Origin of the sequence: Xanthomonas axonopodis, assembly GCF_001304695.1 — a bacterium.
Taxonomy (GTDB): domain Bacteria; phylum Pseudomonadota; class Gammaproteobacteria; order Xanthomonadales; family Xanthomonadaceae; genus Xanthomonas; species Xanthomonas axonopodis.
On record NZ_JFAQ01000099.1, the window covers coordinates 1 to 22,320 of the forward strand.

General features: G+C 64.7%; 19 protein-coding genes, 1 tRNA gene and 3 pseudogenes. 13 read left to right on the forward strand and 10 right to left on the reverse strand.

Annotation, left to right across the window (positions count from 1 at the left end; all coding sequences use genetic code 11):
• A partial coding sequence (locus XAXN_RS09990) for an integrase core domain-containing protein (RefSeq protein ID WP_054319432.1) occupies positions 1-480 on the forward strand: 480 nt, incomplete at its 5' end.
• Between the two features lie 33 nt (positions 481-513).
• On the opposite strand, the pseudogene XAXN_RS09995 reads toward XAXN_RS09990, so the two are convergent.
• Both XAXN_RS09995 and XAXN_RS10000 read right to left on the reverse strand, forming a co-directional pair.
• Positions 514-1,852: pseudogene (locus XAXN_RS09995) on the reverse strand (endonuclease/exonuclease/phosphatase family protein).
• Complete coding sequence (locus XAXN_RS10000) at positions 1,806-2,561, reverse strand: arginyltransferase (protein ID WP_054319433.1); 756 nt, start codon at positions 2,559-2,561, stop codon at positions 1,806-1,808. Before XAXN_RS10000 ends, XAXN_RS09995 begins: the two are co-directional and overlap by 47 nt.
• A 201-nt stretch (positions 2,562-2,762) precedes the next feature.
• Between XAXN_RS10000 and XAXN_RS10005 the strand changes: the two genes are divergently transcribed.
• Positions 2,763-3,371, forward strand: coding sequence for an EF-hand domain-containing protein (locus tag XAXN_RS10005; protein ID WP_054319434.1), 609 nt, complete (start codon positions 2,763-2,765; stop codon positions 3,369-3,371).
• 165 nt (positions 3,372-3,536) lie between these two features.
• On the opposite strand, the gene XAXN_RS10010 is transcribed toward XAXN_RS10005, so the two are convergent.
• The 5 genes and pseudogenes from XAXN_RS10010 to XAXN_RS10030 all read right to left on the reverse strand — a co-directional run bounded on the left by XAXN_RS10010 (position 3,537) and on the right by XAXN_RS10030 (position 7,825).
• Positions 3,537-4,022 carry a hypothetical protein gene (locus XAXN_RS10010; RefSeq protein ID WP_171890784.1) on the reverse strand — a complete coding sequence of 162 codons (486 nt, stop codon included), beginning with the start codon at positions 4,020-4,022 and terminating at the stop codon, positions 3,537-3,539.
• A 280-nt stretch (positions 4,023-4,302) separates the two neighbouring features.
• Positions 4,303-5,245, reverse strand: a pseudogene (locus XAXN_RS10015) (RNA polymerase sigma factor).
• Positions 5,246-5,354: 109 nt separating this feature from the next.
• The gene (locus XAXN_RS10020; RefSeq protein WP_054319435.1) at positions 5,355-5,867 is read right to left on the reverse strand and encodes a putative signal transducing protein; all 513 of its coding nucleotides are present in this window, start codon (positions 5,865-5,867) and stop codon (positions 5,355-5,357) included.
• A 211-nt stretch (positions 5,868-6,078) separates the two neighbouring features.
• The gene (gene tesB / locus XAXN_RS10025; RefSeq protein ID WP_054319436.1) at positions 6,079-6,984 is read right to left on the reverse strand and encodes an acyl-CoA thioesterase II; all 906 of its coding nucleotides are present in this window, start codon (positions 6,982-6,984) and stop codon (positions 6,079-6,081) included.
• Between the two features lie 70 nt (positions 6,985-7,054).
• Positions 7,055-7,825 (reverse strand): enoyl-CoA hydratase/isomerase family protein, encoded by a 771-nt coding sequence (locus XAXN_RS10030; protein ID WP_054319437.1) that lies wholly within the window; start codon positions 7,823-7,825, stop codon positions 7,055-7,057.
• Between the two features lie 65 nt (positions 7,826-7,890).
• Here XAXN_RS10030 and XAXN_RS10035 point away from each other — a divergent pair, with 65 nt between their 5' ends.
• Positions 7,891-8,319: a copper chaperone PCu(A)C gene (locus XAXN_RS10035; protein WP_054319438.1), complete on the forward strand. Its 429-nt coding sequence runs from the start codon at positions 7,891-7,893 to the stop codon at positions 8,317-8,319.
• A gap of 114 nt (positions 8,320-8,433) precedes the next feature.
• On the opposite strand, the gene XAXN_RS10040 is transcribed toward XAXN_RS10035, so the two are convergent.
• Positions 8,434-8,838 carry an acyl-CoA thioesterase gene (locus XAXN_RS10040; RefSeq protein WP_054319439.1) on the reverse strand — a complete coding sequence of 135 codons (405 nt, stop codon included), beginning with the start codon at positions 8,836-8,838 and terminating at the stop codon, positions 8,434-8,436.
• Positions 8,838-11,795, reverse strand: coding sequence for an excinuclease ABC subunit UvrA (gene uvrA / locus XAXN_RS10045; RefSeq protein ID WP_054319440.1), 2,958 nt, complete (start codon positions 11,793-11,795; stop codon positions 8,838-8,840). Before uvrA ends, XAXN_RS10040 begins: the two co-directional genes overlap by 1 nt.
• 292 nt (positions 11,796-12,087) lie before the next feature.
• Here uvrA and rplU point away from each other — a divergent pair, with 292 nt between their 5' ends.
• From rplU to obgE, 3 genes are all read left to right on the forward strand, one after another.
• Positions 12,088-12,408 (forward strand): 50S ribosomal protein L21, encoded by a 321-nt coding sequence (gene rplU, locus XAXN_RS10050; RefSeq protein ID WP_003484328.1) that lies wholly within the window; start codon positions 12,088-12,090, stop codon positions 12,406-12,408.
• Between the two features lie 12 nt (positions 12,409-12,420).
• Positions 12,421-12,681, forward strand: coding sequence for a 50S ribosomal protein L27 (gene rpmA / locus XAXN_RS10055; RefSeq protein WP_054319441.1), 261 nt, complete (start codon positions 12,421-12,423; stop codon positions 12,679-12,681).
• A 239-nt stretch (positions 12,682-12,920) separates the two neighbouring features.
• Positions 12,921-13,973, forward strand: coding sequence for a GTPase ObgE (gene obgE / locus XAXN_RS10060; RefSeq protein WP_054319442.1), 1,053 nt, complete (start codon positions 12,921-12,923; stop codon positions 13,971-13,973).
• 91 nt (positions 13,974-14,064) lie between these two features.
• Here obgE and rpsT read toward each other — a convergent pair whose 3' ends face one another.
• On the reverse strand, positions 14,065-14,334 hold the full coding sequence (gene rpsT / locus XAXN_RS10065; protein WP_003484323.1) for a 30S ribosomal protein S20: 270 nt from the start codon (positions 14,332-14,334) through the stop codon (positions 14,065-14,067).
• Positions 14,335-14,450: 116 nt separating this feature from the next.
• Between rpsT and murJ the strand changes: the two genes are divergently transcribed.
• From murJ to XAXN_RS23075, 7 genes and pseudogenes are all read left to right on the forward strand, one after another.
• Positions 14,451-16,043, forward strand: coding sequence for a murein biosynthesis integral membrane protein MurJ (gene murJ / locus XAXN_RS10070; RefSeq protein WP_054319443.1), 1,593 nt, complete (start codon positions 14,451-14,453; stop codon positions 16,041-16,043).
• A gap of 187 nt (positions 16,044-16,230) precedes the next feature.
• Positions 16,231-17,271 (forward strand): bifunctional riboflavin kinase/FAD synthetase, encoded by a 1,041-nt coding sequence (locus XAXN_RS10075; RefSeq protein ID WP_054319444.1) that lies wholly within the window; start codon positions 16,231-16,233, stop codon positions 17,269-17,271.
• 6 nt (positions 17,272-17,277) lie between these two features.
• Positions 17,278-20,109, forward strand: a complete 2,832-nt coding sequence (ileS, locus tag XAXN_RS10080) for an isoleucine--tRNA ligase (protein WP_054319445.1) — start codon at positions 17,278-17,280, stop codon at positions 20,107-20,109.
• 314 nt (positions 20,110-20,423) lie between these two features.
• On the forward strand, positions 20,424-20,942 hold the full coding sequence (gene lspA, locus XAXN_RS10085; RefSeq protein WP_042821580.1) for a signal peptidase II: 519 nt from the start codon (positions 20,424-20,426) through the stop codon (positions 20,940-20,942).
• A gap of 69 nt (positions 20,943-21,011) precedes the next feature.
• Entirely contained in the window at positions 21,012-21,962 is a 951-nt protein-coding gene (gene ispH / locus XAXN_RS10090; RefSeq protein ID WP_054319446.1) for a 4-hydroxy-3-methylbut-2-enyl diphosphate reductase, read from the forward strand.
• A gap of 76 nt (positions 21,963-22,038) precedes the next feature.
• Positions 22,039-22,114: transfer RNA gene (locus tag XAXN_RS10095), tRNA-Thr, on the forward strand.
• A gap of 100 nt (positions 22,115-22,214) precedes the next feature.
• Positions 22,215-22,320, forward strand: a pseudogene (locus tag XAXN_RS23075) (IS5/IS1182 family transposase); the annotation flags it as partial.

The following is a 22,320-nucleotide window of genomic DNA, read 5'->3' on the forward strand; positions in this document are numbered from 1 at the left end:
CTGTGTCGCGTTTGGGGCGGCAAGGACGGCTGGCCGAGTCTGGCGCTGGTGATCGACTGCAGCACGCGGCCACTGCTCGGCTGGCACCTGTCACGGACCGGTAAAGCCAGCACGGCATCTGCCGCACTGGAGCAGGCGCTCATCACGCGCTATGGCACGCTGGGCCGAGTGCAGGAGCCATTTCTGCTTCGCTCGGACAATGGCCTGGTGTTCACCAGCCGCAACTACACCCGACTGGTGCGCAGCTATGGGCTGACGCAGGCGTTCATCACCCCGCATTGCCCACAGCAGAACGGGATGGTGGAGCGTGTGATCCGGACCTTGAACGAACAGTGCGTGCACCGGCATCGCTCTGAGAGCCAAACCCACGCGCTGCAAGTGATTGCTGACTGGATCGCCTTCTACAACCAACAGCGCCCTCACCAGGCGCTGAAGAGGATGACCCCGGACGCGGCCTGTGCCGCTACATTAACCGCATAACCTGAGCAGAAACCGGTAGGTCATTACGATTGCTTAGTTGCCAGCCACATCCACCCACACCGCATGGTGGTCGCTGCCATCGGCAATCGCCGCGTCCGGCGCGTTGGTGGCCGGCCAGAAAATGCCGCTGCCGATCAGGGTGAACTGGTGCGACGGCAGCACGTAGTCCAGGCGCATGGTGCCGGCTTGCGGGCCGAAGTCGCCGGTGACCTGATGCGGGTCGCCGCTGTGGGCGATGCCCAACGCGGCGTATTCGGCGGTTTTCTCCGGGCCGCCGTCGCTGTGCGGGGTGGGGTACTGCAGCACGCGCGGGTGGTTGATCAAGGCGCGGATCGCCTCATGGCGGCCGGCGCCATCGACCGGGTCGTTGTTCAGATCGCCCAGGATGACAAAGCGCGCATCGGCAGCCAGGCCGCCGCAGCCGCCCTTGTCGTCGCAGAGCCAGCGTTGGCTTGCGGGTGCGTTGTCCAGGTACGCGCGCCACAGCTGCAGTTCGTCGTGGTTGCGCGCGGCGTTGCGCTTCTCGGCACCGTCGAACACCGGCGGGGTGGGGTGCGACACCAGCGCATGCACGATACCCAGCGGCGTGCGTACCGGTACATCCCAATGCGATTTGGACGATAGCCGCAGCTGTGTCCAGATGGCATCGCTGTAGAACGGCATTTTGCTGGCCGGATCGATCGGCCGCACTGCGCCGGGTAGCGCGCTCCACTTCAGCAGCTGGAAACTCCGCACCGCCTGCGCATCGATCGGGTAGCGCGCCAACACCAGCATGCCGTACTGGCCAGGATGCAGCCCATAGCCCATAGCCCCACGCGTCGTTGCCACGCGCGCGTCCTTTGCCGCCGGCGCTACCGTTATTGTCCAGATCCAGGCCGCTTGGCACACCGGTATTGACCGGTGCCAGATAGCGGTACGGATAACGCAACGCCTCGCCGCCGCCCGGCTGGGCAACCTGCAGATAGCGTTGCTGGAACAGATCGGCAGCGCGGTGTTCCGGGTCGAAATCGAACTCGTTGAGCAGCACCAGATCCGGGCGCACACGCTGCAGCACCGCAGCGATCTTGTGTGCATGCGCGCTATCGCCCTGCAGCTCGCGGATCAGGCCGCCGGCCTCGTCCGAATACAGCGAGGTGTTGTAGGTGGCGATGCGCAGCGTTGCCGCTGCGGGCCTGGCGGCAAGGGTATCGGAGTGCGTCATGGGTGACGGCGCGCGGTGAGTGCAGGCCGCGCACAAGGCGGTCAGCGTGAGCAGCAGGAAAGGTTTGATCATCGCGGGATTCTCGCATGCCGGATGCGACACGCCGATGTCGCAATCCGGCGGCTCAGTCGACCGATGTATGGGCGGGCAAGCTGCACCATTGGCGGCCATCGTAGGCTTCCAGTGCACTGAAGCGGCGCTTGTAGTTCATCTTCGTGTGGCCATCGATCCAGTACCCCAGATACAGATGCGCGCGTCGCTCGCGTTGCGCCCACTGCATCTGCTGCAGGATCGCGAACGTGCCGAGGCTGCGCGCTGCCGCCTCCGGCGCGTAGAACGTGTAGACCGCCGACAACGCATGCTCGGTGACATCGGTCACCGCGACCGCCAGCAACCGGCCAGGCAAATGCGCAGTGGCCGGTTCGCGAATCTCCAGAAAACGCCCATGCGACCAGCTGCCGATCAGGAACTGGTCGAATTCGGTGGCGCCATGTTCGTCCATGCCGCCGCCGGGATGCCGGTGCTTGAGGTACTGCCGATAGAGCGCCAGTTGTTCGTCGGTGCGCTCGGCGGCCACCACGCGCACTACCAGATCCTGGTTACGCGCCAGGCAACGGCGTTGGCTACGGTCTGGGTGGAACGCATCCACCGCGATGCGTACCGGCACACAGGCACGGCACCGTTCGCAGTGCGGCCGATAAACCAGATCGCCGGAGCGACGGAAGCCCCATGCCAACGCTTGCGGATAGATCGCACCCAGGCGCGGATCGTGCGGATCCAGCACCAGATCGCGCGCCTGCCTGTCGGACCAATAGCCACAGGCATGCTCGCCGGTCTGGAACAGGCGCAGGTCGTCGTGGGTGTCGGCATGGATGGCCATGGCCGAAGGATACCGCCTGCGCGTCGCAGCAGCGGCGACTGTCCGCCGGATGAATACGTCCGGCCTGCACGTCAACGTGCGCATCGGTGGCCCGTTGATGGGGATGTTGGGGTGGCAGCGCACGGATGATCCGCACGCACCACCCACGCGATGCGGCCCATGCAGGTGCCGCGTGTGGTTCCTATCTTCCAGGAGTGTCTCATGACGTCACGCAAACCCTTTCTCGCCCTGGCCGTGCTGGCCGTGCTGGCCGCGCTGTCCACCGGCACCGCGTTCGCTGCCACCGTGCCGGCTCCCGGTGATGCGCCGCGGCCTGCCAAGCTCGACAAGAACGGCGATGGCGTGATCGACCGCAGCGAAGCGGCTACCGATCCGACGCTGGCCGCGCAGTTCGACACACTGGACACCAACAAGAACGGCAAGCTATCGCGCGACGAGCGCCCGCATCATCGTGGCCCGGGGCGCGATGGGCGCGGTGGACGTGGCGAATGGATGGCCAAGCTCGATACCAACAAGGATGGCCGTATCAGCCGCGAAGAAGCCAAGGCCGACCCGAAGTTCGCCGCGCGCTTCGACCAGATGGATCTCAACAAGGACGGCTTCGTCGACCGTGCCGACCGTGAGCTGCGCATGCAGCAGCATCGCGATGCGTGGTTCGCCAAGGCCGACACCGACAAGGACGGCAAGCTGAGCAAGGCCGAGTTCGATGCCGCGTCCAAGTGGCGTGGCGGGCACGGACCGGGTGGGATGGGCAGGCACGGCGACGATGGCAAGCCGGCACCCGCAACCGCACCTGCGACTAACCGCTGAGGTATCGCCGATTGCGGCGCCCGCTGCGTATTGGCGAGTGCCGCTCGGTGAGCGGTGATTTCACCAGCTGTTTGCAGTATGTAACAAGGCGCCGATCGACCGCGCCCTCCCGCCTGGCGGGAGGGCGCTTGCGTTTGCGCCAGACGCTGTGCGCAAGCGCAACGCTCAGTCGTGCTTCCATGAGGTGGGAACCGGATTGGAGACGGTGTTCTTCTCCAGTGTGTACGTGCCGTTCTGCTGCGCGATCGCTTCGCCGGTGTCGACGATGGCGTTCTGGATGAAGACATTCTGCTTGTCGCCGCGTACGAAGGTCAGCTGATGGAACGCGGTCTTGTTGCCCCAGTCTTCCGAGGGAAGGGAGATGAACCGGATGGTGTAGGTCTGGTCGTCGAATGTTCCCTGCAGGACATAAACGCCGTAATGGTTTTCGCCCTGGGAAATAATTTTGTACATGCCGTTGCTGAAATAATAGATTTCCGCATCGGGGAACGGCTTCTTGTCGTAGAGCTTGCGGTAGTGAAGCACCTGCTTGAAGGTCGGTGCTCCGAAACTCACCGACAGCGTCTTGCCATCGGGGGACTTGGTGAGTCCATCCGCATGCGCGCCCATGCTGACCATCATCAGCAGACTGGTGAACAAACTTGCCTTCACTTCATGACTCCGGGGTCTGGTTGAATCCTGACCGCTTATAGCAGCACGGGCGCTGCGCGGTGACTGCGACAGTCGGATACGAACCCATCACTTCGGATCATGGAGCGTTGCTCGCCACGCCCCTCCCCGCGCACGCAGACCACATTGAGCCGGATCCATCGCGCACGTCACCAGGCTGCCGTATGCAGTTGTCACGTCGGCGTGCGCTTGGCTCGGCACCGGCGCGTCATCGTCTTGGAAAAGTTTGCCGCTGCCGATCCAGCGGTGATATCCGGCCGGCTCAGAGCATTCCCGACTGCATGTAGTGCTGCACGACGGGCGCGATGACAGCCACAGTGCTCGCCAGCATCGCGCCCGGACTGAACATGCAGTGGTACAACAGCGGTGCCCGGATGGCGCCGCGTCTGCGCGCATCGCGCTCGAGCATGGGGCGCATGACGCGTGGCAGGACGCGCAGGGATTGATAGTTGACTACCGCCATGCCTGCGCAAAGCGTCAGAACCGATGCCCACGCGCCCGCCTGCAGGTGTTTCAGCACCAACGTGCTGCCGCACACCAGCACCGAGGTCAGCGTGGTGACGTGCACGAACCGACGGATCGCCGCTGCCTCGCTGGCGGTCTGTGCGAAGCGCAGCAGGTACCAGTAGGACCAGTATGTGCCGATCCCGGCAACCAGCACCGCGCACGCTGGCACGTGCGCGCGACAGGTGCTTGCGTACTGCTGCATCGCTGAGCCCAAGCAGCGAGGCAACCTGTTGCGAGCTCTGGCCTTCGCGGTAATACAGCAGCAGCGTTTCGCGACTTTCTTCCGGCAATGCAGAAATGATGTCGAGCGCGGCGATCTTTTCTTCCACCTGCAGCAACTGGTCAGCGGGCGAGGGCGCCGGGTCTGCGGCCATCGCAATGGCAAGCTCGGCCGCCTCACCGCTGAGCGCACGATGGCGGTTGGCGCGCAGCCAGTCGCGTGCCAGGTTGCGGGTGATCTGCCGCAGGCAGGGGAGAAAACTTGCCGGCTGATGCAGTTGCGCCAGCCGCTGCCAGGCACGCAGGAAGGCCTCCTGGGCAATGTCTTCGCTGGCTGCGATGTCGCGGGTGATCGCCAGTGCGATCGCAGTCACCGTGTTCTGGCAGGCAAGCACGATGCGCCCGTAGGCCTGTTGGCAGCCGGCCGCGGCGCTCGGCAGGTCGCGTTGCAACATCAGATCCAGCGTGTCGGCGTTCATCGGCGCATTCCATGTCCTGTCGCCAGCATGACGCATGCCGGCAACGGATGTGACCGCGCCGTCTAGCCTGATTGTCGTACCAGCGGGTGGCTGCGCTGGCCAGCTGCGTTCAGCGGGTCGGCTGGATCCGCACGCGCACTTCCTCGTCTTCTGCTGCCGGTTGTACGGCATCTGGTGCCGACGTCCGTTGCGATGCCGGCTGGGCCGCTGGTGCCAGTTGCGACGGCGCGCTGCGGTGGCGCATCACCACCACCATCGCCACGGCGCCGATCACCAGCAGCAACACCAGGCGGATACGCCAGGCCCAGCTGCGCGCACTGGAGCTGGAGCCGTTTTCGCCCTCGCGGAAGGTGTATTCCACATTCGGCAGGTCGCGGCGGGTGGTGTCCAGCAGGCGGGCGTCGCGCAGCAGCGCGCGTGCGCGCGGCTGGTCGTTGGCATGCACGATCCAGACGGTGGGCTGCGCCTGGGCGTTGCTCTGTTCCAGGTAGCTGAACTGGCCCCCGCGCTTGCTTTGATAAGAGCGACCGTTGCTGATGCGGATCTCGATTCCCGCATCGCGCAAGAGATTGGCCACGCCTTCGGCGGTTTCGATACGTTGACTGCTGAAGATCTTGCGCATGGTGGAAAACGCCGTTGGGTCTGGAACAGATGGCGCCGTTGAAGCGCCAGTTCAAGATGAAACATCGAGTGCGGGTGGTGCGGCCAGGGGGGCGCATGCGCATGGCAGGCAAGCATGCCAGCTTGCGGCGTCTGCAGTGCGGGGAGCCGGTCCTCGGCTGCTCTGACGCCCTTGCCATCAAGTGGTATGCCGTGCTTTTGCGGTGTGAGGCCTACTCCTTGGCCGGCACGGCAATCGCGCTGCCGTCAGGCACCACCCGGATCAGGCCTTCCTGCGTGGTGCTGGCTACCAGCACGCCGTCGCGGGTGAAAAACTGCCCGCGAGCCAGGCCGCGTGCGCCCTGCGCGGTGGGGCTGTCGAGCGAGTACAGCAGCCAGTCGTCGGTACGGAACGGGCGATGGAACCACAGGGCATGGTCGAGCGAGGCCATCTGCACGTTCGGCGTGTAATAGCTGATGCCGTGCGGAAAGGTCGAGGTGCCCAGCAACTGGAAATCCGACGCGTACGCAAGCAGCGCTTGATGAAGACCCACATCGTCGCCGATGGGATCGTTCAAGCGCAGCCACATCTGCTGGAACGGCGGGCGCTTGGGCGGCTTGAGTTCGTCGCGCGGAAAGACATGGCGAAACTCGAACGGGCCGCCGCGCGACAGCCAGCGCTGCACCTTGGCCGGCAGCTTGGCCAACACTTCCGGTGCCAGCGGTGCTGCCGGTTCGATGTCTTCAGGCGGCGGCACCACCGGCATCGCCGACTGATGCTCGGCGCCGTCTTCGCGCTCCTGAAACGAGGCGGCGCAGAAAAAGATCACCTTCCCGTGCTGGATTGCCGTGACCCGGCGCACCGAGAAACTGCCGCCATCGCGGGTGCGGTCGACGTCGTAGACGATGGGATGGTCGATATTGCCGGCACGCAGAAAATACGCGTGCAGCGAGTGCGCCTGACGCCCGTTTTCGACCGTGGCCTGCGCTGCCGATAACGCCTGGCCCAGCACCTGCCCACCGAACACGTATTTGGTGCCGATGTCGCGGCTCTGGCCACGGAACAGGTTGTTTTCCAGACGCTCCAGCGACAGCAGGCTGATCAGTTCGGAGACGACGGGTTCGGCGGTGGCGGACAAGGGGCTGGCCTGGGCATGCGACGGACCGCGAGTATACCGGCCTGCCCAAGGGGCGCTGCGAGGGCGCGGCTCAGGCCTTCTGCAGGCGCGCCACCAGGCCATGCAGTGCGGCCTGCGCATCCGGCGCGTACCAGCCATCGATGAAGCGCTCCAGCTGGATCAACTCCGGCGCCAATGCCGCGCGCAGGTCGGCACGCGCAATCGCGCGCGTGGTCAACATCGGTTGGCGGGGAAGCTGCTGCAGCTCCTGCAGCCATGCCACCGCACGCGCGGTGACCAACTCGCCATCGACCAGTTCGTCCACCAGCCCGATCGCGACCGCCTGTTCGGCCGGCAGCAGTTGCCCGGAGATCAGCAGGCGTTCGGCGCGGTGCGCACCCACCACGCGGCGCAGCAGGCGTTGGATACCCTCTGGCGCAGCAAGGCCAACCTGCACTTCGTTGAGGCCGATCGTATAGGGTCTTGCGGTATCGGCACTGCGCGCCATCACCCGGTAGTCGCAGCACAGCGCCAGCACGCAGCCGCCGGCCGGCGCATGCCCGCCGATGGCCGCTACCACCGGCACGCGGCTGTTGGCCAGCGCCTGCGCCGCATCGAAGAACGCCGTCCAACTGGCCAGCAGCGCCGCGCGGTCGGTGCCGTGGGCCAGCAGATGCGGCACGTCCATGCCGCCGGAAAAAATCCGCTCGCTGCCGGACAGCACGATGCCATCGACCTCCTCGCCCGCCTGCCGCACCGCAACGCTCAACGCCTGGCACAACGCGCTGTCCAGCGCATTGACCGGCGGACGCGCCAGACGGATTTCACGAAGACGGCCATGGTCTAAGATCTGGATGCTCATTCGGAGCTCCTGGAGGTCGGGTCATGATAGACGGCAGTCGAAGCAGGCGGGTTAGGTGTGCCGGGGTGGTGCTTGCGGCGTTGGCGCTGGTGGCAAGTGCGGGCGTGTCGGCGCAATGCCTGCCCGAATTCAAGAATGGCTGGATCCGCATCCCGCCGCCCGGCGGCATGGGCATGGCGGCCGGTTTCGGCCAGTTTCATAACGGCTGTGCGCAGCCGCTGAAGATCACTGCTGCCAAGAGCAGCGTGTTTGCCGATGTCTCCTTGCACGAAACCACCCAGGTCAATGGCGTCAGCCGCATGCGGGCGGTGCCCGAACTGGCATTGCCGGCCGGCAAGTCGGTGCCGTTGGCGCCGGGCGGCCTGCACTTGATGCTGATGGGCGCCAATGCGCCGTTGCAGGAAGGCGCGCAGGTGCCGGTGAGCTTTACCCTGCAGGACGGTCGCCAAATCAAGGCCACGTTGGAAGCACGCAAGCGCGCGCCAGGGTCTTGATGGTTCGCTGGCTGCCGCGCAACCACGTCAGCATTCAAACAAAAACGGCGGCTCCGGAAAGAGCCGCCGTCCGTTTTCCATGTTGAGGAGCCTCGGCAACCGGCTCGATAACATTCAGCTGCTGGCCACGCACACCGCGTCCGGCAGCGCGGCGCTCTTGCCGGTCTGCGTATCGATCCACACCACCACCACGTTGCCATCGGAGTACAGCTTGCTGTCGTCCTTCTGGTCGAAGATGCGGTGGCCGAGGGTCAAGCTGCTGGTGCCCAGGCGTTCGACGAATAACTCGACGGTGATGTCGTTGGGCCAGATCAACGGCTGCTTGTAGTTGACATTGCTGGCGGCCACCACCGGCGCGATGCGGTCGGTCATCGCCACGCCTTGCACGCCCAACATCCAGCGCACGCGCGCTTCTTCCAGATAGGAAATGTACTTGGCGTTGTTGACATGGCCCATGCTGTCCATGTCGCGCCAGCGCACGCTGATCGGGATGCGTGCCAGGATCTTGTGTTCGCTCATCAGCTTGCCTTCTTCTTCGCGGTTTTCTTGGTGGCGACCTTGGCCACCTTCTCCGGTTTGACCTTGCGCGGCGGGCGCGCATCTGGCTTGTTGGCCATCGCGGCCGGACGCGTCTCGCGCGCCTTCACCGATGGCAGCATCTTGGCCAGGAACTGGCCGGTGTAGGACGCCTTGTGTGCAGCCACATCCTCCGGCGTACCGGAAATCAGGATGGTGCCGCCGCGATGGCCACCTTCCGGGCCTAGGTCGACGATCCAGTCGGCGGTCTTGATCACGTCCAGATTGTGTTCGATCACCACCACCGTGTTGCCTTCGTCGCGCAGCTTGTGCAGCACCCCGAGCAAGGCTTCGATATCGTGGAAGTGCAGGCCGGTGGTCGGTTCGTCCAGGATGTACAAGGTGCGCCCGGTATCGCGACGCGAGAGTTCCTTGGACAGCTTGACGCGCTGTGCTTCACCGCCGGAGAGCGTGGTCGCGCTCTGGCCCAGCTTGATGTAGCTCAAGCCGACGTCGACCAGCGTTTCCAGCTTGCGTGCGATCGACGGCACCGGCTCGAACAGGCGCAGCGCATCTTCCACGGTCATCTGCAGCACGTCGCTGATGTTGAAACCCTTGTAGCGAATCTCCAGCGTTTCGCGGTTATAGCGCTTGCCATGGCAGACATCGCAGGGCACGTAGACATCGGGCAGGAAGTGCATTTCCACCTTGATCATGCCGTCGCCCTGGCAGGCCTCGCAGCGGCCGCCGCGCACGTTGAAACTGAAACGGCCAGGCGAATAGCCGCGCGCACGCGCTTCGGGCACCTGCGCGAACAGCTCGCGCAAGGGTGTGAACATGCCGGTATAGGTCGCCGGGTTGGAACGCGGTGTGCGCCCGATCGGCGACTGGTCGATATCCACCACCTTGTCGAACAGGTCCAGATTTTCGACTTCGCGATGCGGCGCCACGGCGTGCGAGGCGCCATTGATCTCGTTGGCCGCCAGGGTGAACAAGGTATCGTTGATCAGCGTCGACTTGCCCGAGCCGGACACGCCGGTGATGCAGGTCAGCAGGCCCGCGGGAATATCCAGGTCGACATTCTTCAGGTTGTTGCCGGTGGCCCCGCGCAGATGCAGCATCATCTTCGGGTTGGGCTTGTGGCGCTGCTTGGGAATCTCGATGCGGCGCTTGCCCGACAGGTATTGGCCGGTCAACGAGCGTGGCGACTTCAGGATGTCGTCCAGCGTGCCTTGCGCGCAGATTTCGCCGCCATGCACGCCCGCGCCGGGACCGATGTCCAGCACATGGTCGGCCAGGCGGATCGCATCTTCGTCATGCTCGACCACGATCACCGTGTTGCCCAGATCGCGCAGCCGCGTCAGCGTGCCGAGCAGGCGTTCGTTGTCGCGCTGATGCAGGCCGATCGAGGGCTCGTCCAGCACATACATCACCCCGACCAGGCCGGCGCCGATCTGGCTGGCCAGGCGAATGCGCTGCGCCTCGCCGCCGGACAAGGTGTCGGCCTTGCGCTCCAGGGTGAGGTAATCCAGGCCCACATCGACCAGGAAACCCAGCCGTTCGCCGATCTCCTTGACGATCTTGGCCGCGATCTCGCCGCGCCACCCCGGCAGCGACAGGCCGCGGAAGAAGTTCAGCGCCTCGTTGACCGGCAGCACCACCAACTCCGGCAACGGGCGGTCGGCGACGAACACATTGCGTGCGGCGCGATTCAAGCGCGTGCCGTTGCAGGCAGGGCAGGGTTGCTGGCTGACGTACTTGGTCAGTTCTTCGCGCACTGCCGGCGATTCGGTTTCGCGGTAGCGACGTTCCAAGTTGGGCAGGATGCCCTCGAAGCGGTGCTTGCGCGTGGTGCGCCCGCCCGCATCGGTGAAGTAGGTGAAGCTGATCACCTCATCGCCGCTGCCGAACAGCACCGCCTGGCGCACCTTGGCCGGCAGCGTGTTCCATACCGCGTCCACATCGAACTTGTAGTGCCTGGCCAGCGAGGCAATCAGCTGGAAATAATAGGCATTGCGACGGTCCCAGCCGCGCACCGCGCCGGCCGACAGCGACAGTTCGGGATGCACGACCACGCGATCGGGGTCGAAAAATTCGGCCACGCCCAGACCATCGCAACTCGGGCAAGCGCCTACCGGTGCATTGAACGAAAACAGCCGTGGTTCCAGCTCCGGCAGCGAGTAATCGCACACTGGGCAGCTGTATTTGGAAGAGAACAGGTGCGGCGCGGCGGCCGGGTCGTCCAGCGATTGCACCGCCACCATGCCTTCGCCGAGCTTGAGCGCGGTCTCGAAACTCTCCGCAAGGCGCTGCTTGATGTCTTCGCGCGGGCGGAAGCGGTCGATCACCGCTTCGATGGTGTGCTTCTGGCGCAGTGCCAGCGGCGGCACCGCATCGATCTCGTAGAGTTCGCCGTCCACGCGCACGCGCACGAAGCCCTGCGCGCGCAGTTGCTCGAACACCTGCGCATGCTCGCCCTTGCGATCGCGGATTACCGGGGCCAGCAGCATGTAGCGCTGTTGCTGGTCCTGGGTAAGCATGTGGTCGACCATCTGACTGACGGTCTGCGCCTCCAGCGGGAAACCATGGTCCGGGCAGCGCGGCTGGCCCACGCGCGCATACAGCAGACGCAGGTAGTCGTAGATCTCGGTGATGGTGCCGACGGTGGAGCGCGGATTGTGCGAGGTGGATTTCTGTTCGATCGAAATCGCCGGAGACAAACCGTCGATGTGGTCCAGGTCCGGCTTTTCCATCACGCTGAGGAACTGGCGCGCATACGCCGACAGCGACTCGACGTAGCGGCGCTGGCCTTCTGCATAGATGGTGTCGAATGCCAACGACGACTTGCCCGAGCCGGATAGCCCGGTGATCACGATCAGTTTGTCGCGGGGCAGGTCGAGGTCGATGTTCTTGAGGTTGTGCGTCCGCGCGCCGCGGATGCGGATGAAATCCATCGCCATGGGGGATCCGATGTCGGGCCGGCGAACCGGCAGTGGTGCGAGCGTGCTCAGCAGGAATGAGTGGCAGTCGATCAGCCTACCCGCCGACCTAGGTGAGGGCAATTGCCCCAAATGCCAGTCTGTCGGGGCCGTTGTGGCGGCCGGATGATGCGTTCCGCCAGGCCGATTCCGGCCCGCAGCGGCGGGCCCGCTTGCGACTTGACCCGAAACCGGCTAGGCCAGTACACTTCCGCTCCTGTCTGCCCCTCGGGCAAGTCAGGCGACCATAATAACTACAGAGGAACACCTGGTCATGTACGCAGTTCTGGTAACCGGCGGTAAGCAATACCGCGTCGCGCAGGGCGAAACGCTCCGCGTGGAAAAGCTCGAAGTCGAAGCTGGCAACGAGATCAAGTTCGACACCATCCTGATGCTGGGCGATAGCGATGGCATCAAGCTGGGCGATGCGCTGAAGGGCGCCTCGGTCACCGCCAAGGTCGTGGCCCATGGCCGCGCCGACAAGGTGCGCATCATCAAGTTCCGCCGCCGCAAGCACCACATGAAGCGTCAGGGACACCGCCAGCACTACACCGAAATCGAGATCACCGGCATTGCCGGTGGCGACAAGAAGTAAGGAGAACCAGTCATGGCACATAAAAAGGGCGTAGGTTCCTCGCGCAACGGTCGCGATTCGAACCCGAAGTACCTCGGCGTGAAGATCTTCGGTGGCCAGGCCATCGACGCCGGCAACATCATCGTGCGTCAGCGCGGCACCCAGTTCCATCCGGGCGCCGGCGTCGGCCTGGGCCGTGACCACACGCTGTTTGCGCTGATTGACGGCAAGGTGGAGTTCTCCACCAAGGGCCCGAAGAAGCGTCGTACCGTCAGCGTGGTTGCCGAGGCGTAATCGCCCGCTCCATGCAGGCCAGTTCGCCCGGCAACGCTGCCGGGCGAATGAGACGGAAAGCCCCGCTTCGGCGGGGTTTTGCGTTTGAGGGCCGGGAATCGGGATTCGGGATTCGGGATTGGGGATTCGCAAGAGCGGATCCTGCGGCATCCTGGCGTCCTCATCCTTCCCTGCTGACGGGCTCGCCATGCTTGCGTTGCCGCGTTGTCACCAATGCCAAATCACCAATCGCGAATCCCATGAAATTAGTCGACGAAGCAGAAATCCTGGTCACCGCCGGTAATGGCGGCAACGGCTGTGTCGGCTTTCGCCGCGAGAAGTTCATTCCGCTGGGTGGGCCCGATGGCGGCGATGGCGGTGCGGGCGGTAGCGTCTGGATCGTGGCCGACGAGAACGTCAACACGCTGGTCGATTTCCGCCATGAGCGCACCTTCAAGGCGCAGCGCGGCGAGAACGGCATGGGCCGGCAGGCGTACGGCAAGGGCGGCGAAGACCGCATCATCGTGGTGCCGGTTGGTACCGTGGTGATCAATGTTCAGACCGACGAAGTGATCGGCGACCTGACCCAGCACGGGGACCGCTTGCTGGTGGCCAAGGGCGGCAAGGGCGGCCTGGGCAACATGCATTTCAAGAGCTCGGTCAACCGCGCGCCGCGCCAGGCCACAACCGGTGAGGAGGGCGAAGAGCGTCTGCTTAAGCTGGAACTGAAGCTGCTGGCCGACATTGGCCTGCTGGGTTTCCCCAATGCCGGCAAGAGCACCCTGATCCGCGCGGTGTCCTCGGCAACGCCGAAGGTGGCCGACTACCCGTTCACCACCCTGTACCCGAATCTGGGCGTGGTCAGTGTTGAGGCATATCGCAGCTTCGTCATTGCCGACGTGCCAGGCCTGATCGAAGGTGCTGCCGACGGCGCCGGTCTGGGCACGCAGTTCTTGCGCCATCTGCAGCGCACCCGCCTGCTGCTGCATCTGGTGGATATGGCCCCGATGGATGGTGGTGTGAACGGCGTGTCGCCGGCCGATCAAGTGCGCACCATCGAGCGCGAGCTCGAGCGGCATGACCCCGAGCTGCTGAAGAAGCCGCGTTGGCTGGTACTCAACAAGGCCGACCTGATGTTCGAAGACGAGGCGCGTGCCGCTGCCGAGGCCATCGTGGCCGAGTTGGGCTGGACCGCGCCGTGGTACCTGGTATCCGCTCTCGGGCGTGATGGCACGTTCCCGATCATGAAAGATGTCATGGCGTTCTTCGACCGCCAGTGCGAAGACGAACTCGATGCGCGCGATGCGGGCTGAGTGCAGGCGCAGGCACACAAAAAACCCGGCCAAGGCCGGGTTTTTCTGTATTGCCGGAAGCCAGGCTCCCGGCAATGTACCAACTGATCGCTTACGCGGCCTTGATGGCCTTGATGCGAGCGGTCAGACGGCTCTTGTGGCGTGCAGCCTTGTTCTTGTGAATCAAGCCACGGGCGCTGAAACGGTCGAGGATGGGCTGAGCAACGGCGAAAGCAGCTTCGGCGCCTGCAGCATCGTTGGCGTCAAGGGCCTTGATCACCTTCTTGACGGCGGTGCGCAGCATCGAGCGCTGACCGGTGTTGCGCTCGTTGCGCACAATGGTCTGCTTGGCGCGCTTCTTGGCGGACTTGATATTGGCCACGGTGGTGGGTTCCTGAAAAATCGGTATGGTGGAAAAAGCAAGCGTGAAAGTATGATGGACCCGGATATGTACGTCAAGTCAGTTGTCAAGAGGGATGTAGCGTGAGCAAGCCCGGTATGGTGAGAGGCCTGCTCTCATTCAGCAGTATGACCATGATCTCGCGGGTGCTGGGTCTGATCCGCGACCAGGCGATTTCCACCACCTTCGGCGCCAATGCGGTGACCGACGCGTTCTGGGTGGCCTTCCGCATTCCCAACTTCCTGCGCCGGCTGTTCGCCGAAGGCTCGTTCGCCACCGCGTTCGTGCCGGTGTTCACCGAGGTCAAGGAAACCCGCCCGCACGCCGATCTGCGCGAGCTGATGGCGCGCGTGTCCGGCACCTTGGGCGGGATGTTGCTGCTGATCACCGCACTGGGATTGATCTTCGCTCCGCAATTGGCCGCGGTGTTTTCCGATGGCGCGGCCACCGATCCGGAAAAATACGGTTTGTTGGTCGATCTGTTGCGGCTGACCTTTCCGTTCCTGCTATTCGTCTCGTTGACGGCGCTGTCCGGCGGCGCACTCAACAGCTTCCAACGCTTTGCCATTCCGGCGCTGACGCCGGTCATCCTCAATCTGTGCATGATTGCCGGTGCGCTCTGGTTGGCGCCGCGGTTGGAAGTGCCGATCCTGGCGCTGGGCTGGGCGGTTCTGGTGGCCGGTGCGCTGCAGCTGCTGTTTCAGCTGCCGGAGCTGAAGGGCATCGACCTGCTGACGCTGCCGCGCTGGGGCTGGAATCACCCGGATGTGCGCAAGGTGCTGACCTTGATGATCCCGACCTTGTTCGGCTCGTCGATTGCGCAGATCAATCTGATGCTGGATACGGTGATCGCCGCGCGCCTGGCCGATGGGTCGCAATCGTGGCTGTCGCTGGCTGACCGGTTCCTGGAACTGCCGCTAGGTGTCTTCGGCGTGGCGCTGGGCACGGTGATCCTGCCGGCGCTGGCCCGCCATCATGTCAAGACCGATCGCACTGCCTTCTCCGGCGCGCTGGACTGGGGCTTCCGCACCACCTTGCTGATCGCGATGCCGGCCATGCTGGGCTTGCTGCTGCTGGCCGAACCGTTGGTGGCGACGTTGTTCCAGTACCGCCAGTTCACCGCGTTCGACACCCGCATGACGGCGATGTCGGTCTACGGTCTGAGCTTCGGTTTGCCGGCCTACGCCATGCTGAAGGTGCTGTTGCCGGCCTTCTACGCGCGCCAGGACACCCGCACGCCCGTGCGGGCGGGCGTGGCGGCGCTGATTGCCAACATGGTGTTCAATTTCGCGCTGCTGGCGGTGGTTTACCAGATCATGGTGCCGCCCGAACTCAAGGCGCAGGGTGTGATGCAGGCGCTGGGCAAGCAGCCGGGCCTGCATCTTCCGCTGGGCATCGCCAGTGCGCTCTCGAGTTATCTCAATCTGGGATTGCTCTGGTATTGGCTGGGCAAGTCCGGGGTGTACCAGCGCCGCCCGGGCTGGGGCGGGTATGCGCTGCGCCTGCTGCTGGCGTGCGCGGCGATGGTGGCAGTGCTGTTGAGCTTGCTGTGGTGGCTGCCGTCGTTTACGCAGATGGACAAATGGAACCGCATCGGCTGGCTGGCGGTGCTGGTAGGCGGTGGCGGGGCGACGTATCTGGTCGCGCAGTTGGCGTTGGGGCTGCGGCCACGGCATCTGCGCGAAGGCTAAGGCCACTGCCGAACGAATGCGCTGCACGGTCGCCTCTGCACTGTCCAGAGGTTGCGCATCCCCGCGTACCGCAAGCGGGGACGCGCTGCCACGCCCGGGTTCGCCCATACGGCTTGACAGGCACGGCTATACTTGCAGGTTATGTATCAACGAGGGTCGGTCGGCCGGCATCTGTTTGGATCGAGGAATGAGCAGGCTGTTTAGAGACGTCGAGGGCGGGACGCTGTTCCCGCGCGGAAGCGTGGTCTGCATCGGTGCCTTCGATGGCCTGCATCTGGGGCATCGGACGCTGGTGCAACACGCGGTGGCGCGTGCGCGCACACTCGGTGTGCCGGCCGTGGCGGTGAGCTTCGAGCCGCTGCCGCGCGAGTTCTTCGCACCCGCCGCGCCGCCGCCGCGTCTGACCCTGGCGCGCGCCAAGATCGAAGGCTTGTACGGATTCGGCGCCGACAGCGTAGGCATGATCCGTTTCGACGGTCGCCTGTCCAAAATGAGCGCGGAGGATTTTGTGCGGCTGGCGCTGGTTGGCCGGCTGTGCGCGCGCGAAGTCTGGATTGGCCCGGAATTCCGTTTCGGCCATCGACGCAGCGGCGACATCGGTCTGTTGCGGACGCTTGGCGAGCAGCATGGCTTTGTGGCGGGGGAGATTGCGCCGGTGCATCTGCATGGGGAGCGGATTTCGGCAACGCGGATTCGCGAACTGCTCGGCGCTGGCGAATTCGCTTACGCTGGTGACTTGCTCGGCCGCCCGTACGCCATCGGTGGCCGGGTCGTGCGTGGCAAGCAGCTTGGTCGTACGCTGGGCTATCCCACCGCCAACTTGCGCTTTCCGCGTACGCCGGCGTTGTCGGGGATCTATGCGACCTGGGTGCACGGCGTGGCCGAGCGGCCGTGGCCGTCGGTTTCCAGCTTCGGCACGCGTCCCACGGTAGCAGGTGTGGAGCCGTTGCTGGAAGCGCACTTGTTTGATTTCCAGGGCGATCTGTATGGCCGGCACATTGCCGTGGAATTCGTCGCCAAGTTGCGCGACGAAGAAAAATTCGATGGCCTGGAAGCGCTGACCGTGCAGATGCACCGTGATGCAGAGCAGGCACGTGCGGTGTTGGCGGCACATGTGCGCTCTCCGCAAGATGCGAGTCCCTCGCAAGGGCCCGAAGATAATGCGAGTCCTTCGCAACAGCTCGCACATCCCTGTGCGGATTCTTCAATGAAAGCAGCGCAACGGTAGATTCCTGTGACCCAAGACTACAAAGCCACTCTCCATCTGCCTGCGACGGAATTTCCGATGCGCGGCGACCTGCCCAAGCGCGAGCCGGCGATGCTGGAGCGCTGGGAGCGCGAGGGCTTCTACGCACAACTGCGTGCCAATGCCTCGGGCCGTCCGCTGTTCGTGCTGCATGACGGCCCGCCATATGCAAACGGCCAGATCCATCTTGGCCACGCGGTCAACAAGATCCTCAAGGACATCATCGTCAAGTCGAAGTATCTGGCCGGCTTCGATGCGCCGTACATCCCGGGTTGGGACTGCCATGGCCTGCCGATCGAGATCGCGATCGAAAAGAAATACGGCAAGGTCGGCGTGAAGCTCGATGCGGCCGAATTTCGGCAGAAGTGCCGCGAATACGCGACCGAGCAGATCGATCTGCAGCGGCGCGATTTCAAGCGGCTGGGTGTGATCGGCGATTGGGACAACCCGTACAAGACGCTGGATTTCCGCTTCGAAGCCAACGAAATCCGCGCGCTGGCCAAAGTGGTCGATAACGGCCACCTGACCCGCGGCGTCAAGCCGGTGCACTGGTGTTTCGATTGCGGTTCGGCGCTGGCCGAGGCCGAGATCGAATACGCCGACAAGGTGTCGCCGACGGTGGATATCGCCTATCCGGCGCGCGACCTAGGTGCGGTGGCTGCCGCGTTCGGCGCCTCGCTGCCCGCCGGCGTGGGCGTCGCGGTGCCGATCTGGACCACCACGCCATGGACGCTGCCGGCGTCGCTTGCGGTGAGTCTGGGCGCGGAGCTCGACTATGTACTGGTCGAAGGCCCGGCCGATCGCGGCCAGCCGCGCTGGCTGGTAATCGCCGAAGCGTTGGCTGCCAAGGCGCTGGCGCGCTACGGCGTGGGCGAGGTGGTGGTGCATGGGCACGCCAAGGGCGCGGCGCTGGAACAGATGCTGCTCAATCACCCGTTCTATGCCGAACGCGAGATCCCGCTGCTGTTGGGCGACCACGTGTCGGCCGAAGACGGTACCGGCGCGGTGCATACCGCACCCGGCCACGGCCAGGAGGACTATCAGGTCTCCAAGCAATACGGGCTGCTGGAGCGATATGGTGCTGCGCAGATCAATCCGGTGGATGGGCGCGGCGTATATCTGCCGTCGACTCCGCAGCTGGGCGATACCGTGCTGGCCGGGCTGCATATCTGGAAGGCGAACGAGGTCATCATCGACGCGCTGCGCGATACCGGCGTGCTGCTGGCGGCCAGCAAGATGGAGCACAGCTATCCGCATTGCTGGCGCCACAAGACGCCGATTGCGTTCCGCGCCACGCCGCAGTGGTTCATCTCGATGGAGCAGGCCAACCTGCGTGCCGGTGCGCTCAAGGCCATCGAAAACGTGCATTGGTATCCGTCCTGGGGCCAGGCGCGTATCGCCGGCATGGTCGACGGGCGCCCGGACTGGACCATCTCGCGTCAGCGCACCTGGGGCGTGCCGATCGCCTTGTTCGTGCATCGCGAAACCGGCGAGCCGCATCCGCGCAGCACCGAGTTGCTGCGCCAGGTCGCCGACCGCGTGGAGCAGGGCGGCGTGGATGTCTGGTACACGCTGGACGCGTCCGAGCTGCTCGGGAGCGAGGCGACCGATTACGAGAAGATCACCGACATCCTGGATGTGTGGTTCGACTCCGGCGTGACGCACGAAGCAGTGTTGGCGGACCGTGGCCTGCCCAAGCCGGCCGACCTGTATCTGGAAGGTTCCGATCAGCACCGCGGCTGGTTCCAGTCGTCGCTGCTGAGCGGCGTGGCGATGGACAAGGTGGCGCCGTACAAGCAGTGCCTGACCCACGGCTTCACCGTCGACGAGCACGGCCGCAAGATGTCCAAGTCGCTGGGCAACGGCATCGAACCGCAGGACATCATGAAGACGCTGGGCGCGGACATCCTGCGCCTGTGGATCGCCTCGGCCGATTACAGCAACGAGATGTCGCTGTCGCAGGAGATCCTCAAGCGCAATGCTGATGCGTATCGCCGGTTGCGCAACACGGCGCGCTTCCTGCTCGGCAACCTGCATGGTTTTGACCCGCTGCAGCACCTGGTGGCGCTGGACGAGATGGTCCTGCTGGACCGCTGGATCGTGCATCGCGCACACGAGCTGCAGGAAAAGATCGTGGCCGCCTACGCGCGCTACGACTTTGCCGAGATCGTGCAGGCGCTGCTGAATTTCTGCAGCGTGGACCTGGGCTCGCTGTACCTGGATGTCACCAAGGACCGCCTGTACACGATGGCCGAAGATGCACGCGGCCGCCGTTCGGCGCAGAGCGCGATGTACCACGTGGCCGAGGCGTTCGTGCGCTGGATCGCGCCGGTGTTGAGCTTCACCGCCGAGGAACTGTGGGGCTACCTGCCGGGCCAGCATGTCGACAACGTGCTGTTCGCCACCTGGTACGACGGCCTTGCACCGTTGCCGGCCGACGCTGCATTGACCAGTGCGGATTTCGACAAGTTGCTGGTCCTGCGCGAGCAGGTGGCCAAGGTGCTGGAGCCGATGCGTGCCAACGGCGCCATCGGTGCGGCGCTGGAAGCGGAAATCACCGTGGCCGCCGATGCGCAGACCGCCGCGCGCTGGCAGCCGCTGGCCGAGGAGCTGCGCTTTTTGTTCATCAGTGGCGATGTCACCGTGACCGCGGCCAGCATCGACGACATCTTCGTCAGTGCGCAGCCCACGACCAAGGCCAAGTGCGTGCGCTGCTGGCACCACCAGGCCAGCGTGGGCAGCGACCCGCGTCACCCGGAACTGTGCAGCCGTTGCGTCAGCAATATCGAAGGTCCGGGCGAGCAGCGTCGCTGGTTCTGACGCCGTTTTGCCGGTGGCGCGTGGCAGGATCTCGCCACGCACTGCCGGCGGCCTCTGGCGCTGGCGCAGCCCGCGTCAGCTGCCGGGGCAGCCGGGGCCGCTCTGCGGCGAGGCGGCCGGTCACGCCATGCGCCTTGTTTGCTGAAGCTTGGGGCATGTATTGGGACAGGGCGGCGCGGCTGGTCGAACTGCCCGTGCCATCCTTGTCCGTCTGCAATCTGGCATCTGTCGTTTTCTGCTGCTGCCGTCACTCCCTCCCACCCAGGCGTCTTCTCCGGTATCGGAGTAGCGGCCACCAATTGCGATCCTTCGACATGAGTCAACGCCCCAACCCCTCGGCCCTGATCTGGCTGCTGCTCTCTGTGCTTGTGGTCGGCCTGGACCAGTGGAGCAAGGCATGGGTGCTGTCCAGCCTGCCCGAGTACACCCCGGTGCCGGTGATCGACGGCTTCTGGAACTGGTGCCGCACCTACAACACCGGCGCGGCCTTCAGCTTTCTGAGCGATGCCGGCGGCTGGCAGCTGTGGTTCTTCACTGCGTTGGCGGTGGGCATCAGCGGCCTGCTGGCGTTCTGGCTCTCGCGTACTGCGCGCGGGCAGTGGCGCAGCGCGCTGCCATACGCGCTGGTGATCGGCGGGGCGATCGGCAACGTGATCGACCGGCTGATGCACGGCCACGTGGTGGATTTCATCCAGTGGTACATCGGCAGCCACACCTGGCCGTCCTTCAATATCGCCGACTCGGCGATCGTGGGCGGTGCGATCGGGATTGCCGTGTTCGGGTTGTTCGACAAATCCGGCAAGCAGGAGCCGGGAACCGGGAATCTGCGTTGAAGCCTGCCTGCAGGCGCGTGCCGCCCGGTCCGACCCCGCACCCCTCATTATTCCCGTAGAATGCCCGCCATGGACGTCCTGCTCGCCAATCCCCGTGGTTTTTGTGCCGGTGTCGACCGTGCGATCGAGATCGTCAAGCGTGCGATCGAGACGCTGGGCGCGCCCATCTATGTGCGGCACGAGGTCGTGCACAACCGTTTCGTGGTCGACGACCTCAAGCAGCGTGGCGCGATCTTCGTCGAAGAACTCGACGAGGTGCCCGACGATGCCACGGTGATCTTCAGCGCGCACGGCGTCTCGCAGGCGGTGCGTCAGGAATCCGAGCGGCGTGGACTGAAGGTGTTCGACGCCACCTGTCCGCTGGTGACCAAGGTGCATTTCGAGGTGGCGCGGCATTGCCGGGCCGGCCGCGACGTGGTGCTGATCGGTCATGCCAGGCACCCGGAAGTGGAAGGTACGATGGGGCAGTGGAGCCGCGAGCGCGGGGCGGGCACGATTTATCTGGTAGAAGATATCGAGCAGGTCGCCATGCTCGATGTCCGCCAGCCCGATAACCTTGCCTACACCACCCAGACCACGCTGTCGGTGGACGATACCATGGGCATCATCGAGTCCCTGCGTGCGCGTTATCCGGCGATGCAGGGGCCACGCCACGACGACATCTGCTACGCCACCCAGAACCGTCAGGACGCGGTGCGCGATCTGGCGCGCCAGTGCGATCTGGTGCTGGTGGTCGGTTCGCCCAACAGCTCCAATTCCAACCGGTTGAGCGAACTGGCCCGGCGCGACGGGGTGGAGTCCTACCTGATCGATAACGCCAGCGAGATCGACCCGGCCTGGATCGTTGGCAAGCAACATGTCGGCCTGACCGCCGGCGCCTCTGCGCCGCAGGTGCTGGTCGATGGCGTGCTGGAGCGCCTGCGCGAACTGGGCGTGGCCGGCGTCTCCGAGCTGGAAGGCGAGCCGGAATCGATGGTGTTCGCGCTGCCCAAGGAACTGCGCTTGCGTCTGGTCGGCTGAGGCGACGCCCTCCGGCAAGGCAAAGCACGTGCGGCGATTGACCCGGGGGCAGCTGCGCTCCTACAATTCGCGGCTCGCCGGAATAGCTCAGTTGGTAGAGCGGCGCATTCGTAATGCGTAGGTCGTAGGTTCGATTCCTATTTCCGGCACCACGCTTCAAGACTGTGGTCGGCCTTTGCCGGCCTAGGGCAACGCTGATCAAGTTCCAAAGATGCGAGGATAAGTGCTTCGCAGCGATGGTGGTGCAAGCCGATGAAGCAGCGGACCTTGGCAATGTCAGCTGACCAGGGCAACGGGTTTGAACAGTACCGTCGCCCGACGCGGCGCGATGTGTTCCTGGCACGGATGGAGACGCTGG

Coding starts and splice junctions, on each gene's coding strand:
- XAXN_RS10000 (WP_054319433.1), bottom strand. CDS start 2,561: ATGGCCATCCATGCCGACACCCACGACGACCTGCGCCTGTTCCAGACC.
- XAXN_RS10005 (WP_054319434.1), top strand. CDS start 2,763: ATGACGTCACGCAAACCCTTTCTCGCCCTGGCCGTGCTGGCCGTGCTG.
- XAXN_RS10020 (WP_054319435.1), bottom strand. CDS start 5,867: ATGCGCAAGATCTTCAGCAGTCAACGTATCGAAACCGCCGAAGGCGTG.
- XAXN_RS10030 (WP_054319437.1), bottom strand. CDS start 7,825: ATGAGCATCCAGATCTTAGACCATGGCCGTCTTCGTGAAATCCGTCTG.
- XAXN_RS10040 (WP_054319439.1), bottom strand. CDS start 8,838: ATGAGCGAACACAAGATCCTGGCACGCATCCCGATCAGCGTGCGCTGG.
- uvrA (WP_054319440.1), bottom strand. CDS start 11,795: ATGGCGATGGATTTCATCCGCATCCGCGGCGCGCGGACGCACAACCTC.
- rplU (WP_003484328.1), top strand. CDS start 12,088: ATGTACGCAGTTCTGGTAACCGGCGGTAAGCAATACCGCGTCGCGCAG.
- rpmA (WP_054319441.1), top strand. CDS start 12,421: ATGGCACATAAAAAGGGCGTAGGTTCCTCGCGCAACGGTCGCGATTCG.
- obgE (WP_054319442.1), top strand. CDS start 12,921: ATGAAATTAGTCGACGAAGCAGAAATCCTGGTCACCGCCGGTAATGGC.
- murJ (WP_054319443.1), top strand. CDS start 14,451: ATGGTGAGAGGCCTGCTCTCATTCAGCAGTATGACCATGATCTCGCGG.
- XAXN_RS10075 (WP_054319444.1), top strand. CDS start 16,231: ATGAGCAGGCTGTTTAGAGACGTCGAGGGCGGGACGCTGTTCCCGCGC.
- lspA (WP_042821580.1), top strand. CDS start 20,424: ATGAGTCAACGCCCCAACCCCTCGGCCCTGATCTGGCTGCTGCTCTCT.
- ispH (WP_054319446.1), top strand. CDS start 21,012: ATGGACGTCCTGCTCGCCAATCCCCGTGGTTTTTGTGCCGGTGTCGAC.